The sequence below is a fragment of the Nonomuraea sp. PA05 genome, from assembly GCF_008086045.1.
GTDB classification, from domain to species: domain Bacteria; phylum Actinomycetota; class Actinomycetes; order Streptosporangiales; family Streptosporangiaceae; genus Nonomuraea; species Nonomuraea monospora.
In genome coordinates this window covers 60,910-75,071 of sequence record NZ_VSEY01000038.1, presented here as the reverse complement: position 1 = coordinate 75,071, position 14,162 = coordinate 60,910, and the positions used below count along the sequence as shown (strand labels likewise).

At 71.2% G+C, this 14,162-nt stretch carries 13 protein-coding genes; 5 read left to right on the top strand and 8 right to left on the bottom strand.

The genetic code is table 11. The features are described from left to right. Positions 1 to 241: 241 nt before the first annotated feature. The 3 genes from FXF51_RS44540 to FXF51_RS44530 all read right to left on the bottom strand — a co-directional run bounded on the left by FXF51_RS44540 (position 242) and on the right by FXF51_RS44530 (position 3,196). Entirely contained in the window at positions 242 to 829 is a 588-nt protein-coding gene (locus tag FXF51_RS44540; protein ID WP_148440840.1) for a helix-turn-helix domain-containing protein, read from the bottom strand. A gap of 74 nt (positions 830 to 903) precedes the next feature. After that, positions 904 to 1,578: a GAP family protein gene (locus FXF51_RS44535; RefSeq protein WP_148440839.1), complete on the bottom strand. Its 675-nt coding sequence runs from the start codon at positions 1,576 to 1,578 to the stop codon at positions 904 to 906. Further along, positions 1,571 to 3,196 (bottom strand): SulP family inorganic anion transporter, encoded by a 1,626-nt coding sequence (locus FXF51_RS44530; RefSeq protein WP_148440838.1) that lies wholly within the window; start codon positions 3,194 to 3,196, stop codon positions 1,571 to 1,573. The genes FXF51_RS44535 and FXF51_RS44530 overlap by 8 nt, the downstream gene beginning before the upstream one ends. A 207-nt stretch (positions 3,197 to 3,403) precedes the next feature. Between FXF51_RS44530 and FXF51_RS44525 the strand changes: the two genes are divergently transcribed. The 3 genes from FXF51_RS44525 to FXF51_RS44515 all read left to right on the top strand — a co-directional run bounded on the left by FXF51_RS44525 (position 3,404) and on the right by FXF51_RS44515 (position 6,694). Beyond that, positions 3,404 to 4,039 (top strand): helix-turn-helix domain-containing protein, encoded by a 636-nt coding sequence (locus FXF51_RS44525; protein WP_222871742.1) that lies wholly within the window; start codon positions 3,404 to 3,406, stop codon positions 4,037 to 4,039. Between the two features lie 151 nt (positions 4,040 to 4,190). Beyond that, positions 4,191 to 5,033, top strand: coding sequence for an FG-GAP repeat domain-containing protein (locus FXF51_RS44520; RefSeq protein WP_187414922.1), 843 nt, complete (start codon positions 4,191 to 4,193; stop codon positions 5,031 to 5,033). A 149-nt stretch (positions 5,034 to 5,182) separates the two neighbouring features. Continuing rightward, positions 5,183 to 6,694, top strand: coding sequence for a M1 family metallopeptidase (locus FXF51_RS44515; protein WP_148440835.1), 1,512 nt, complete (start codon positions 5,183 to 5,185; stop codon positions 6,692 to 6,694). 23 nt (positions 6,695 to 6,717) lie between these two features. Here the strand turns inward: FXF51_RS44515 and FXF51_RS44510 are convergent, their stop codons facing one another. Beyond that, positions 6,718 to 7,902, bottom strand: coding sequence for a cytochrome P450 (locus FXF51_RS44510; RefSeq protein ID WP_148440834.1), 1,185 nt, complete (start codon positions 7,900 to 7,902; stop codon positions 6,718 to 6,720). A 58-nt stretch (positions 7,903 to 7,960) separates the two neighbouring features. Beyond that, the gene (locus tag FXF51_RS44505) at positions 7,961 to 8,536 is read right to left on the bottom strand and encodes a TetR/AcrR family transcriptional regulator (RefSeq protein ID WP_148440833.1); all 576 of its coding nucleotides are present in this window, start codon (positions 8,534 to 8,536) and stop codon (positions 7,961 to 7,963) included. A 95-nt stretch (positions 8,537 to 8,631) separates the two neighbouring features. Here FXF51_RS44505 and FXF51_RS44500 point away from each other — a divergent pair, with 95 nt between their 5' ends. Both FXF51_RS44500 and FXF51_RS44495 read left to right on the top strand, forming a co-directional pair. Beyond that, positions 8,632 to 9,819: an acyl-CoA dehydrogenase family protein gene (locus FXF51_RS44500; protein WP_148440832.1), complete on the top strand. Its 1,188-nt coding sequence runs from the start codon at positions 8,632 to 8,634 to the stop codon at positions 9,817 to 9,819. A gap of 41 nt (positions 9,820 to 9,860) precedes the next feature. Then, entirely contained in the window at positions 9,861 to 10,985 is a 1,125-nt protein-coding gene (locus tag FXF51_RS44495) for a phosphotransferase family protein (RefSeq protein ID WP_262380246.1), read from the top strand. Here the strand turns inward: FXF51_RS44495 and FXF51_RS44490 are convergent. Genes FXF51_RS44490 through FXF51_RS44480 form a run of 3 tightly spaced genes read right to left on the bottom strand, consistent with a single transcriptional unit; the run spans position 10,975 to position 14,154 of the window. Then, the gene (locus FXF51_RS44490) at positions 10,975 to 11,871 is read right to left on the bottom strand and encodes a carbohydrate ABC transporter permease (RefSeq protein ID WP_148440831.1); all 897 of its coding nucleotides are present in this window, start codon (positions 11,869 to 11,871) and stop codon (positions 10,975 to 10,977) included. The genes FXF51_RS44495 and FXF51_RS44490 overlap by 11 nt on opposite strands. After that, positions 11,868 to 12,779, bottom strand: a complete 912-nt coding sequence (locus tag FXF51_RS44485) for a carbohydrate ABC transporter permease (RefSeq protein ID WP_222871741.1) — start codon at positions 12,777 to 12,779, stop codon at positions 11,868 to 11,870. Before FXF51_RS44485 ends, FXF51_RS44490 begins: the two co-directional genes overlap by 4 nt. 1 nt (position 12,780) lies before the next feature. Continuing rightward, a complete protein-coding gene (locus tag FXF51_RS44480; protein WP_148440830.1) occupies positions 12,781 to 14,154 on the bottom strand; it encodes an extracellular solute-binding protein in 1,374 nt (457 codons plus the stop codon). Positions 14,155 to 14,162: the final 8 nt, after the last annotated feature.

Here is a 14,162-nt window from a genome sequence, read left to right as displayed (position 1 = left end):
GGGTCACAGGAGGGTCCTCACGGGAGAGCTTTTGCGCTTGTCGAAGGAGGCGGAGGTGTACGCGTGATCAACGACACTGGGCGCTGCTGACGTGGCCGTGGTCCACGTGGGGGCGCCTGGTGAGGAGGAGGCCCTGGCTCATGGTCACGACGCTAAGCCGACATTCCGGATAAGTCAATATTTCCTACTGGTTTTAAAGGAAATAGTGTGCCCGAGGGCCCGCACCCGTCTCCCGTGAGGGTCACTCCACGGTGGGCAGATCCATGGGCGGTCCGGCGGGCAGGCCGAACGGCGGGTCGTTGGCCAGGTCGAAGGCGGCGGCCAGGATGGTGAGCACCTGGATCATGGCCTGGGGCGCCAGCGCGTACTCGCCCCGCCGCCGCTGCATGATGAGCCGGGCTCCCTGCAACGCCCGCAGGTGGTGGTAGAGCTGCCCCGTCGTGGTCTGCTCGCCGTCCCTGCTGAGGCATTCTTGCAGGTCAGTGCTGGTGCACCGGCCCTGCCGCAGCAGCTCGGCGAGCAGCGCCAGCCGGGGCCGGCTGCCCAGGGACTCCAGGACGCCGGCCACGGGCGCCCAGTCGGCCGACAGCAGCGTGGCGAGGGAGACCTGCCGGTCCCACAGGCTCTCGCCGCCGGCCATCCGCGAGGCTCCGGCGTACCCGACCGTCCCGGCCTCGTCCGCCTCCTTGGCCTGGCGGAGCATGCCGGTCGCGGCGGCGGCGAGGGACGGCGGCGCAGCGGGCGGGCGGCGCGCCGTGTTCGCGATGCCCGCCCGGCTCTCCAGGCGGGCGATGCGGCGCTCGAGTTCGGCGAGTCTGTCCTCGCTCATCGCACTCTCCTACGTAAATTCATAATTACGAAAGAGCGTAGGCGACACGTGCGGGCCTGACAACCCACCAAGGTTCAGCCGAGCAGGCCGCGCAGCCCCTTGGCCAGGAACAGCAGCGCGAAGACCAGGATCAGCAGCAAGGTGAGCGCCCCGTTGTGCCGGATCAGCCAGCCGCGCATCCACGCGAGCCGCCCTTGCCCGCCCTCGCCGAGCGCGGTGGCGTAGGGGGTGAGCACCCCGAGGCTGCCGATGACGACGAACACGGCGGCCACGACGGCCTGCTGACCGGCGGGCAGCGGCTCGCCGGAGGCTGCGATGGCCCCGCCGGCCAGCGAGGCGAGGTTGACCGGGTTGGCCACGATGAGCAGCGCCGCCACCGCGACGATCTTGGGGGGTGTCATGGTGTCCATGGCGGCGATCCAGCGGGGCGGCTCGGGCGCCGCGCCGTCCGTGCGGCGGACGGCCCTGCGGATGCCGACGGCGGCCGCCGCGAGCAGGAGCACCCCGATGACCAGGGCGAGCCAGCCCAGCCAGGCGGGCCTGGCGTGCCCGCCCGCGCCGAGCGCGCCGAGCAGCGCGATGAGGGCGATCAGCACGACCCAGCTCATGACCAGCCAGGTGAGCGCGAACAGCAGCGCCTTGGCCCGGCCGTTCGCGCTGACCAGCAGGGCGATGACGGCCACGACCGGGAACGGCGAGACGATCAGGCCCATCGTGTAGGGCAGCATGTCGGCGAAGGCCTTACCCATGGTCACTCTCCCGGTGGGCGGCGGCCGCGGCCTCGTTGGAGTCGTAGAAGGTCAGCCCGCTCATGCCGTAGTGGGCCAGCAGGCGCCGCAGCCCGGTGGTGGCGCGGGCGACGGCGAAGGTGACGCCGCGCTCGCGCAGCGCGGCGGCGGTCTCGCGGAGCGCCTCGGCTCCGGTGACGTCCACGTCGGTGACGGCCTCGGCGTCCAGCACGATCCACTCGGCGCCGTCGTCGGCCATGCGGGTGATCTCGCTCTTGAACGTGCCGGCGTTGGCGAAGAACAACTGGCTCTCGAACCGGTAGACGACCAGCGGCCCTTCCGCCGGGCCCTCGGTGTAGCGGCCGTGCTCGCCCGGCCGCAGGGTGGCGGTGCTCGGCCGGGAGGCGCGCCGGACGACGTCCACGGCCGACAGCAGGAACGCGATGACCACCGCGGTCAGCGAGCCGAGCACGGGGACGCCGAGCAGGCACACCACCGCGATCCAGAACTCCGACCGGCGCAGCCGCCACAGCTCGGCCAGCCTGCGCACGTCGATGAGCCGGACCACCGCCACCGCCACGATCCCGGCCAGCGCCGTGTTGGGCAGATAGGCGAGCAGCCCGGAGCAGAACGCGACCAGGGCGGCGACCACGACCGCGCAGACCGCACTCGGTATCTGCGACCGGCTGCCCGCGGCGTCCATCGCGGCGGTACGGGAGGCGCTCGACCCGACGGTCATGGACTGGGTGAACCCGGCGGCCACGTTGGCCAGCCCGAAGGCGCGCAGCTCCTGGTTGGCGTCGAGCGGATACCCGTGCTGCTCGGCGTAGCGGCGGGCGGTGAGCAGCCCGTCGGCCAGGGTGACGGCGCAGATGGCGATGGCCCCGGGGACGAGCGCGGCCCACTGCCCCAGCGTGATCGACGGCCAGTGCGGCACGGGCAGCCCGGACGGGACGTGACCGAGCACGGACACCCCGAGCTTGTCGAGCCCGGCCCAGGTCACCACCGCCGTGGCGGCCACCAGGGCGACGAGCGGCCCCGGCAGCGCGGGCAGGAACCTGCGCAGCGCGACGATCACGACCATGGTGGCGACCCCGACGACGACGCTCCACGGACGCGCCTGCGGGATCCTGGTGAGGATCTCCCACAGCTCGGGGAAGAACCGCTCGGCGGTGGTGTGGATGCCGAGGATCTTCTTCACCTGGCTGGTGAGGATCTCGACGGCCAGCCCGGCGATGAAGCCGACCAGGACGGGCTCGGACAGGAAGTTCGCCAGGAAGCCCAGCTTGAAGGCGTAGAACAGCAGGAACACCGCCGCGCAGACGAGCGCCTGGGCGTAGGCCAGCTCGACGTACTGCGGGCTGCCCGGCCGGGCGGCGATCGCGACCAGCAGGGAGGCGATGAGCGCGGCGATGGGCGCGTCCGGGCTGGCCACGAGCTGGCGGGAGGAGCAGAGCAGCGCGAACACCAGCATCGGCACGATGGCGGCGTACAGGCCGGCGATCGGCGGCAGCCCGGCGATCTGCGCGTACCCGATGTTGAGCGGGACGGCCAGCGCGGCCAGCGTGACCCCGGCGGTGATCTCCCCGGGCCACTTGAGCGGGCCCCGCATGCCGGCGGCGAACCAGCTCACGGCCACGCCCCGCCACCCGCCGCAGGCCGCCCACCCCGAATCCGGTCCATGTCACTTCCCCCCAGTTGCGACTGGCCTACCCTCTGTGACCTGGGCTGACGCCTGATGGCGGCGGCACCCTGGCAGACCTGCCAGACCTGCCAGGAAACGGGACACGCGACCCGACATCGCTGGCCCGGGACGACGGGGCGCCCTGATAGTCGCCTGATGGACATGATCAGTACCGATAAGGTCCCGGCGGCAGAACGGTCCGTGTTCTGGAGGGAGGTGAGCACGAAGGTCTGGACGCACTACGACGCGCTCCTGCGCCTTCCTTGCTCGTCACCGAAGTCACCCAAGTCACCCAAGTCGCCTCAGTCACCTCAGTCACCTCAGTCACCACCGCGCGACCTACAGGACCTGAGCGCCTCCGAGACCTCCCAGCTGTCCGCCCTCGCCCTCGCCCTCGACGTACTGACGCTGTCGCTGGCCGACGCGCTCGACACAGAGCCCCCTGTCCCCCCGCGCACCGGGCAGCAGGCGCTGACGGCCAAGATCCACGCCTTCATCCAGGACCATCTGGGCGACGCGCGGCTGGCTCCGGCCATGATCGCGGCGGCGCACCACATCTCCCTGAGGTATCTGCACAGGCTCTTCCACGAGGAAGGGCGCACGGTCGTCGGCTGGATCAGAAGGCAACGCCTCGAACGTTGCCGTCGCGACCTCGCCGACCCGTTGCTGGCCGGGGTTCCGATCGGTGCCGTGGCCGCCCGGTGGGGCTTCGCCAGTCACACCCATTTCAGCCGGGCGTTCCGCGGCGCCTACGGTCTGACGCCCAGCGCCTACCGGGAACGGCGGTCCGGCTCCTGAGCCGCATTGTGCACGGACGGTCGAACGGTGTGCGTCCACCGGTCCGGACAAACGCGACCGCGGCCCGCATCCTCGGCCTTACGAACCCCGACGATCCACGGCCTCGGCCAGCCTGTGCTGAAGCCTCGACGAGAACGAGGAGACCATGACCATGTTCCGAAGAACACGCATCGCTCTGATCGTGACGCTCGCGGCCATCTTGGCCGCTCCGGCCGCGGTCGCTCACGCGGGCAGCGCGTTCGCCGGCCGCCCGGGCGCGGTGTCGGACTTCAGCGGCGACGGGTTCGCCGACGTCCTCGGCATCGACGCCGCCGGCCGGCTGCTGTACTACCCGAACAACGGGCTGCGCCTGACCGGCCCCTCGCAGATCGGCGACGGCTGGTCGAGGTTCCGGCATGTCAAGGCCGGCGACTGGAGCGGGGACGGGTTCGCCGACGTCCTCGGCATCGACACCGACGGCTACCTCTTCTACTACCCGCACAACGGCAACCGGCTCGACGGCCCGATCCCGTTCGGCCACTTCAGCCGGGCGACGCGCCACCTCGCGGTGGCGGACTGGAGCGGCGACGGCCACGCCGACCTGCTCGTCGCCGACGCGACCAACGGCGACCTGTACTACTTCCCGAATCAGAACAATCAGGCTCCGACGGGCACCGGGCAACGCATCGGGGCCGGCTTCGCGTCGTTGCAGCACATGGTGGCGGCCGACTGGAGCGGCGACGGGTTCGCCGACGTGATCGGCTCGGACAGCAGCGGCAACCTCTGGTACTACCCGCACCAGGGCAGCGGCCTCGGGGCGCGGCAGCAGATCGGTTCGGGCGGCTGGCAGAACTTCCGGTTCATCCGCGCCATGGACTTCAGCGGTGACGGGTTCGCCGATGTCCTCGGCGTCGACTCGGGCGGCAGCCTCTGGTACTACCCGCACCAGGGCAGCGGCCTCGGCGCACGCCAGTCGCTCGGCAGCGGCTGGGGCGGCTTCCTGAACATCCTCTGATCAGGCCCCGGTCGGTGGCACGGTGGCACGGGCGAGCCCCCGTGCCACCGACCGGCCGGGCATGACCGGTTCCGGCCAGCGGCCCGCACTTTGCACGCGTCCGCGATTGACGTAGCTTCGCGTGCACCGGACCTCTGCCGAGGAGGGACATGTTCCCGCGCTCGCTCAGGCGCGCCGCCACGGCCGCCGCCTTGTCGCTGCTACTCGCCGCCCCTCTGTCCGTCCCCGCCGCGGCCACGACCGCAGCGCCCGGAGCGCCGGGCATCGGGGACGTCTACTTCCCCGACTACGGGAACGGCGGCTACGACGTCAGGCACTACAGCCTGAAGCTGGACTACCAGCCGGGCGCCGACCGCCTGGACGGCAAGGCGACCCTGCTGGCCACCGCCTCGCAGTCGCTGACGCGCTTCAACCTGGACTTCCTGCTGGACGTGCGGGAGGTCAAGGTCAACGGCGGCCGGGCGGCGTTCGCCAGGACGGGCGCGCACGAGCTGGAGATCACCCCGGCCCGGCCACTGCCCCGCTTCCTGCCGTTCGTGGTCGAGGTGACCTACGGGGGCGTGCCCAGCTCGATCGAGGTGCCCGGCGTCGTCCGGCCGTGGATCAAGCGGGCCGACGGCGCGCTCGCGCTGGGCGAGCCGGAGATCGCCTGGTGGTGGTACCCGAGCAACGACCACCCGGCGGACAAGGCCACGTTCGACGTCTCGGTCACCGTGCCCGAGGGCAAGCAGGCGATCAGCAACGGCGTGCTCGCCTCGCAGCGCACCTCGCGCGGGAAGACCACCTTCCACTGGCTGATGGACAAGCCCATGGCCACCTACCTGGCCACGCTCTACATCGGCGACATCGAGGTGCACAAGGGGCGCTCGTCCACCGGCCTGCCGGTGTTCACGGCGTACGACAGGACCCTCGGGCCGCGCCTGGAGTTCGCGAAGGCCAGCGTCGAGCGCACGCCGGAGATCATCGACTGGGAGGCGAGCGTGTTCGGCCGCTACCCGTTCTCCTCGATGGGCGGCTCGGTCGTCAACGAGAACGTGGGCTTCGCGCTGGAGACGCAGACGCAGCCCGTCTACGACTCGATCTTCTTCGAGACCGGCCCGGACGTCGCCGTCGTCGTGCACGAGAACGCCCACCAGTGGTTCGGTGACAGCGTCGCGCTCAAGCAGTGGCGCGACATCTGGCTGAACGAGGGCTTCGCCACCTACGCCGAGTGGCTGTGGTCGGAGAAGGAGGGCACGGGCACCGCCGCCGAGCTGGCCAACGCGCTCTACGACGAGCTCCCGGCCGACCATCCCCGCTTCTGGGTGCGGGTTCCCGGCGATCCGACCCCCGCCTTCCTCTTCTACGCCTCGGTCTACTGGCGTGGCGGCATGACGTTGCAGGCGTTGCGCAGCGAGGTCGGCGACGAGGACTTCTTCGCCATCATCAGGGCCTGGGCCAGGACGAAGCAGCACGGCAACGGCGACACGGACGAGTTCGTCTCACTGTCGGAGAAGATCTCCGGCAGGCAGCTCGACGCGCTGTTCCAGACGTGGCTGTACGAGCCGGTCAAGCCCGCCACCCCGCCCGCGGCGGTCACGGCACGGGCGGGGGAGGCTGGGCCGCCGGCCTCGTACGAGCGGCACAAGAAGTTCCATGAGCTGCTGCACGGACCCGCCTGAGTGAGACCGCGCGGCGAGCCGGGTCAGCCCCAGGCGATCGGCAACTCGCTGGGGTAGCGGCTCAGGTCGGGGCGCAGCTCGACCTTCTCCAGCGGGATCGTCAGGCGCAGCCCCGGCAGCCCGCGCAGCGCGATCTCCAGCTCGGCGCGGGCCAGCGGCTGGCCCAGGCACTGGTGGACGCCGTAGCCGAAGGCCACGTGGCCGCGGGCGTTGCGGCCGAGGTCGAGCGCGTCCGGGTCGGGGAAGGCGGACGGGTCGTGGTTGCCCGACAGGAGGTTGAAGATGATGCCGTCGCCGGCGCGGATGAGCCGGCCGCCGATCTCCACGTCCTCGGCGGCGACGCGCACGATGAGGTTCTCGGCGAGCGTGATGTAGCGCAGCAGCTCGTCCACGGCGTTCGCGACGACGGCCGGGTCGCCGGTGTCGCGCAGGGCGGCGAGCCGGTCGGGGTGCCACAGCAGGGCCAGCGTGCCCAGGGAGATCATCTTGGCGGTGGTCTCGTGGCCGGCGACCAGCAGCGTCATGCCGCTCATCGCGGCCTCCTGCGCGGTCAGCTCGCCGGCCGCGACCCGCTCGCGGGCGAGACGGCTGACGATGTCGTCGCCCGGGTCGCTCCGCCTGCGTTCCACCAGCTCCAGCAGGTACGTGAACAGCGCGACCGACGCCTGCGTCTTGTCCTGCTCCGAGCAGAGCGGGTTGACCAGGACGCCGCTGTTGCGCTGGAAGAACTCGTGGTCCTCGTACGGCACGCCGAGCAGCAGCGAGATCACCAGCGACGGGACGGGCAGCGCGAAGTCCTGGACGAGGTCGGCCGGCGGGCCCTTGGCCGTCATCTCCTCCAGGAAGCCGTCCACGATCTCCTGGATGCGCGGGCGCAGCCCGTTGATGCGCCTGAGCGTGAAGTCCTTGATCAGCATGCGGCGGTGCCTGGCGTGCCCGGGGTCGTCCATGCGGGGGAAGGCGGGCGGCCTGGACAGGGCGGCGGCGCTGAGCGGCAGGTTCGGGTTGCGGTCGTCGGCGCTGATCCTCGGGTCGCCGAGCGCGGCGCGGATGTCGTCGTACCGGCTGATCGCCCAGGCGAGGGAGCCGTCCGACAGCCGGACCCGCTGCAGCCCGTCCGCCTCCCGCCAGCCGGCGTACTCGGGCGGCGGGTCGAAGGGGCAGGCCGATGGGCGTGCGCCGGGGAAGGGCGGGAAGTCGTCGTTCATCGATCCTCCTGTGCTGACGGTGGTGCGCAGGATTCCGGCCCGTGAGGTCGGGCAGCCCCTAGTATCCCCGCGCGCCCGCCAGTCGCAGGGCGAAGTCGCCGTACTGGTAGACGAGCTGGTCCTCGGTCAGCTCGCCGTCCTCGCGGTACCAGACCGGCACCCCCATCCCCAGGTCCAGGATCGCGTACGAGGTCAGCTTGGCCGAGGCGACCTTGAACCGCCCCTGGCGCACCCCGTCGGCCACGATCTCCCTGAACTTCCCCTCGTAGCACGCCCGCCGGTCGAGCACCCCGGCGCGGTGCGGCTCTTCGAGGCTGCGGATCTCCCGGGTGCCGACGAACGCCTCCAGCCGGTGCCGGGCGTGGAAGCGCACGTGCGCCTCGGTGGCGCGGCGCAGCCGTTCGGCGACGTCGTCGCAGCCGGAGACGGCGGCCCGGTGCCCGTCGAGCAGCGCGTCCATCGTGGCGATCATGATCTGGGCGAGCAGCTCCTGCTTGGAGCCGACGTGCTTGTACAGGCTCGGCCCGCGGATGCCGAGGGCGGCCCCGATGTCGGCCATGGTGGTCGCCTGATACCCGCGCTCGGCGAACAACGCCAGCGCCGCCGCCCTGATGTCCACGGCCCGCCCTGTCATGCCCCACAGGCTAATGGCTGCTAGCCGGTCTTGACCAGCGCCGCCGTTCCCGCCCAAGATGGGGCTAATGGTCATTAGCCTAGGGAGGGGTTCCGGTGGCGGTCGATCTGTCGCACGTGCCACACGTGGTGGAGCTGGCCGAGCGGACGGCGGCGTTCGTGCGCGAGGTGGTGGTGCCGGAGGAGGAGCGCCACGACGGCGTGGCGGCGCGCGGCGGCGAGGCCATGCGCGTCCGGCTGCAGGCCGCCGCCAAGCAGGCCGGGGTGTTCGCGCCGCACGTGGCGGCCGAGTACGGCGGGCAGGCCCTCGACATGCGCGGGCGGGCGGCGGTCTTCGAGGAGGCCGGCTGGTCCCTGTTCGGGCCGCTCGCGCTGAACGTCGCCGCGCCCGACGAGGGCAACATGCACCTGCTGGAGTTCGTGGCGAGCCGGGCGCAGAAGGAGCGCTACCTGCGCCCGCTCGCGCTGGGCGAGATCCGCTCCTGCTTCGCCATGACCGAGCCCGCCCCGGGCGCGGGCTCCGACCCGGCCGCGCTGAGCACCCGGGCGGTCCGCGTGCCGGGCGGCTGGCGGATCGACGGCCGCAAGTGGTTCATCACCGGGGCCGACGGCGCGGCGTTCGCCATCTGCATGGCCCGCACGTCCGGCGAGCCGGGCGATCGCGGCGGCGCGACCATGTTCCTGGTGGACGCGGACAACCCCGGCATGAAGGTCGTCCGGCACATCGACACCCTCGACGAGAGCCTGTACGGCGGGCACTGCGAGGTGGACTTCGACGGGTGCGTGGTGCCGGACGAGGCCGTGCTCGGCGAGGTGGACCAGGGCTACGACTACGCCCAGGTGCGGCTGGGCCCGGCCCGGATGACGCACTGCATGCGCTGGCTCGGCATCGCGCGCCGGGCCCAGGAGATCGCGCTCGCGCGGGCGGCCGAGCGGCGGCTCTTCGGCTCCCGGCTGGGCGACCTCGGCATGGTGCAGGGCATGATCGCCGACTCCGAGATCGACATGGCGGCGGCCAGGGCGCTGACGTTGCAGGCGTGCTGGGAGCTGGACAAGGGGCACAGCGCCAGCCAGTCCACCTCGATCGCCAAGGCGTTCACCGCTGAGGCGGTCTGGCGGGTGGTGGATCGGGCGCTGCAGGTCTGCGGCGCGCTGGGCGTCTCCGGCGACGTGCTGCTCAGCCGGTTCCTGCGCGAGGTGCGCCCGTTCCGCGTCTACGACGGGCCGACCGAAACCCACCGCTGGGCCATCGCCCGCCGCGCCCTGCGCACGGCGACCCGGTGACCGGCCACCCGCCCGACCATCGCCCGGCTCACGACGACCCGATGACCGGTCATCCGCCGGACCATCGCCCGGCGCACGGCGACCCGATGATCGGCTCCCCGCACGGCCATCGCCCCGCGCCCGACGCCGCGGTGACCGGTTCCCCGCCTGGGCTGGATCTGGGCGCGCTGACGCGGTACCTCGCCGCGCACGTCCCCGAGGCGGCCGGCCCGATCACGGCCGAGCTGCTGCCCGGCGGGCGCTCCAACCTCACCTACCGGCTGAGCGACGGCCACCGCGCGTGGGTGCTGCGCCGCCCGCCGCTCGGCGGCCTCACGCCGTCCGCGCACGACGTGGCGCGCGAGTACCGGGTGGTCGCCGCCCTGCACGGCACGGGCGTCCCGGTCGCCCGCCCGGTCGCGCTGTGCGTGGACCCGTCGGTGCTGGGCTGCGCGTTCTCCCTGGTGGAGTACGTCCCCGGCGTCGTGGTGCGCAGCCGTGAGGACCTCGGCCGCTACTCCGACGCGGAGGCGGCCCGCTGCGCCCGCGCGCTGATCGACGTGCTCGCCGCGCTGCACGCCGTGCCGTACGAGGAGGCGGGCCTGACGGACTTCGGCCGTCCGGACGGGTTCCTGACCAGGCAGGTGGCCCGCTGGTCGGACCAGTGGCGCCGGGTGGCCACCCGGGAGCTGCCCGACGTCGAGACCCTGGCCGCCCGGCTGGCCGAGGCGGTTCCCGCGACGGGCACGGGCACAAGAACGGGAACGGTGGTGCACGGCGATTTCCGCCTCGACAACGCCATCCTGGCCGTGGACGACCCCGGCACGGTGCGGGCGCTGGTCGACTGGGAGATGGCCACGCTCGGCGACCCGCTGGCCGACCTGGGCCTGCACCTGGTCTACCGCGACCCGGCGTTCGAGCCCGTGCTCGGCGGTTCGGCCGCCTCCACCAGCGAGCGCCTGCCGCCCGTCGCGGACCTGGCCGAGCGTTACGCCCGCGCGTCGGGACGCGACCTCGGCCGGCTCGACTTCTACCTCGCCCTCGGCTACTTCAAGATCGCCGTGATCGCCGAGGGCATCCACGCCCGCCACATGAAGGGCATGACCGTCGGCGAGGGCTTCGACACGGTCGGGGCCGCGGTCCCGCACCTGGCCGACGCCGGGCTGCGGGCGCTCCTCAGTTCTTGATGCCGGTGAGCGTGACCCCCTCGATGAAGTAGCGCTGCAGGAAGAAGAACAGGACGATGATCGGGGCGATGACGGCGGCGGAGGCGGCCATCAGGTAGCCCCACTGGGTGAGGTAGACGCTCTGGAAGGAGGCCAGGCCGAGGGAGAGCGTGTACTTCTGCTCGTCGTTGAGGTAGAGCAGCGGCCCGAGGAAGTCGTTCCAGGTGCCGATGAACGTGAAGATCGTGACCACCACGATGGCGGGCCTCGACAGGGGCATGACGATCGTCCAGAACACCCGCCACGGGGAGGCGCCGTCGATGTAGGCGGCCTCGTCCAGCTCGAACGGGATCGTCAGGAAGAACTGCCGCAGCAGGAACACGTTGAACACCCCGCCGCCCGCCCCGGCGAACCAGCTCGGCACGGTAAGCGGGACGAACGTGTCCAGCGCGCCGAGTTCCTGCCACATGACGAAGGTGGGGATCAGCGTCACCGCGTACGGCAGCATGACGGCGCTGAGCAGCACGGCGAAGGTGACGTCGCGGCCGCGCCAGCGCAGGCGGGAGAAGCTGAAGGCGGCCACCGAGCAGGTGAGCACGGTGCCCAGCACGCTGATCACCGCGATGATCACGGTGTTGACGAAGTACAGCCAGAACGGCTGCGCGGTGAGCGCCTCGGTGAAGTTCGACCACTGGAACGGCGAGGGGATCCACTCCGGCGGCGCGATGAACATCTGCGCGTCCTGCATGAGCGCGCTGCGCACCAGCCACACGAACGGCAGCAGTGTCGGCACCGCCCCTGCGGCCAGCGCCAGGTAGAGCAGGACCTTGCCGTACCTTCGGGGTTTGCGCAGGCCCGCGGTGGGCGCCACCTTCGCCGCGCGCGGCGGCGCCTGCACGGCCGTCATCGGGCGCCCGCCATCTCGTAGTAGACCCACCGCCGCGCATTCCTGAACAGCAGGAACGTGATCATCACGATGATCATGAACAGGACCCAGGCGAGCGCGCTCGCGTACCCCATCTCGCTCTCCCTGAACGCCACCCGGAACAGGTAGTACACGTAGAAGAGCGTGGCGTTGTTCGGCCCGCCCTCGGTCATCACGTACGCCTGGTTGAACACCTGGAACGTGCCGACCACGCCCACCACCAGGTTGTAGAAGATGGTCGGCGTCATCATCGGCAGCGTCACGTGCCAGAAGCGCCGCCACGCGCCGCCGCCGTCGATGGAGACGGCCTCGTACAGGTGCCGCGGCACGCCCTGCAACCCCGCCAGGAAGATCACCATGGTGTTGCCGAAGCCCCAGGTGCTCATGACGATCAGCGACGGGATGGCCGTCGACTCGTCGTAGATCCACTGCCCGGTAGGCAGCCCGGCCTGGCGCAGCAGCGAGTTGAGCAGCCCGAAGTCGGGGTTGAAGATCCAGATCCAGAGCACCACGTTCGCGATGGCCGGCACCAGCGTCGGCAGGTAGAAGACGGTCCGCCAGACCGGCAGGCCGCGCACCTTCTGGTTGAGCAGCATGGCCACCGCGAACGACACGATCAGCACCAGCGGGACGGCCCCGAGCGTGTAGTAGGTGGTGGCGCTCAGCGACGTCCAGAACAGCTCGTCGCGGGCCAGCTCGGTGTAGTTGCCGAACCCGACGAACGCCGGCGTCCCGCCCACCTGCCAGTCCGTCAGGCTGAACACGAACGAGGCCAGCATCGGCCCCGCCGTGAAGATCACGAATCCGAGGATGGCCGGGAGCGCCATGAGCACGCCCCAGCGCCGCTCCATGCGGCGCTGCCCCGACAGGCCGGTCCCGTTGCGAGCCACCTCACGGCTCCTGCGTGTGCTGCCACCCCTGCAGCATGCCGGTGATCTTGGGGGTGACCACCTTGAGGACGTCGGCGGCGGGCCGCTTGCCCGACTCCAGCTCCTGCAAGGCAGGGGTGAGGACGTCGCTGGAGATCGCCGACAGGTTCTTGACCCGGTTGCGCAGGTCGGGCACGCCGTGGTCGCGCGCGTAGTCGACGACCGCCGTGCGGAACTCGGGCGGGTGGCCGTCGTTCTTCGTCCAGGAGTCGATGGCCGCCTGGTCCTCGTAGTACTTCTTCTCCTGCGGCATCCACAGCCCCTGCTCGTACAGGTCCACGTAGCGCGGGTCGATGTGGAAGGCGAACAGCTCCACCGCCTCCTCCACGTGCTTGGTCCCGGCGAACACGGACGAGGCGCCCGCGACCTGCGAGGTGGTGAACGGCTCCGCGTACTTGGGCAGCACGCCGATGCCGTAGTCGACCTTGCTCTCGTTCATGTCGAGCAGCGCCCAGTGGCCGTCCACCACCATCGCCACCCGCTTGGTCTTGAGCAGGATGTTGGTGCCCGGCACGTCGTCGCCGGTCGCGGCGAGCTGGCCGGGTCCTGGGGCGACGCGGTGCTTGTAGATGAGGTCCTGGAGGTTCTGGAAGACCTGGATGGACTCGGGGCTGTCCAGCAGGCACGTCCTGCCGGCCTCGTCGGCGAAGTCGGCGCCGTTGCTGCGCAGGAAGCCGTACCAGGCGGCGGCGTAGGTGAGGCTGATCGAGATGCCGAACTGGCGGACCTGCCCGGGGTCGAAGCCGGACTCGTCCGGGTGCTTGCCGTTCTGGTCCACCGTCAGCTTGTAGGCGTTCTCCACGAGCTGGTCCCACGACCAGGCGGAGGCGGCCACGGCCGGTGGCGCGGCCAGGCCGGCCGCGGCGATCGCGGACTTGCTGTACCACAGCAGCTCGATCTCGTTGGCGGTGGAGACGCCGTGCAGCTTGTCCTGGCCGTACCAGAGGTAGGCGTCCGGCAGGTAGCCGGCGAGCTGCGGGTACTTTTGCAGGTACGGGAAGAGGTTGACCAGGTTGCCCTGCTCCGCCAGCCGGAACGACATCGACATCGGCACGTAGCCCACGTCGGGCGTCTTCCCGCCGGCCACGAGGCTGTTGAGCTTGACGTCGTACTCGTCGGGGGTGAAGACCGGTTTCACCTTGATGTCGGGGTTCTTCTGCTCGAAGGCCTTGAGCATCTTCTCGACGGCGGCCTTCTCGAACGTCGAACCCCAGTACATGAACTGCAGCTCGGTGGCGCCGGCTGCCCCGCCGCCACCGCCCGAGCCGCAGGCCGCCGTTCCGGCCGCGCCCAGCGCGGCCAGGGCGCCCATTCTTAACAGATCTCTTCTCTTCATGGGGGGTG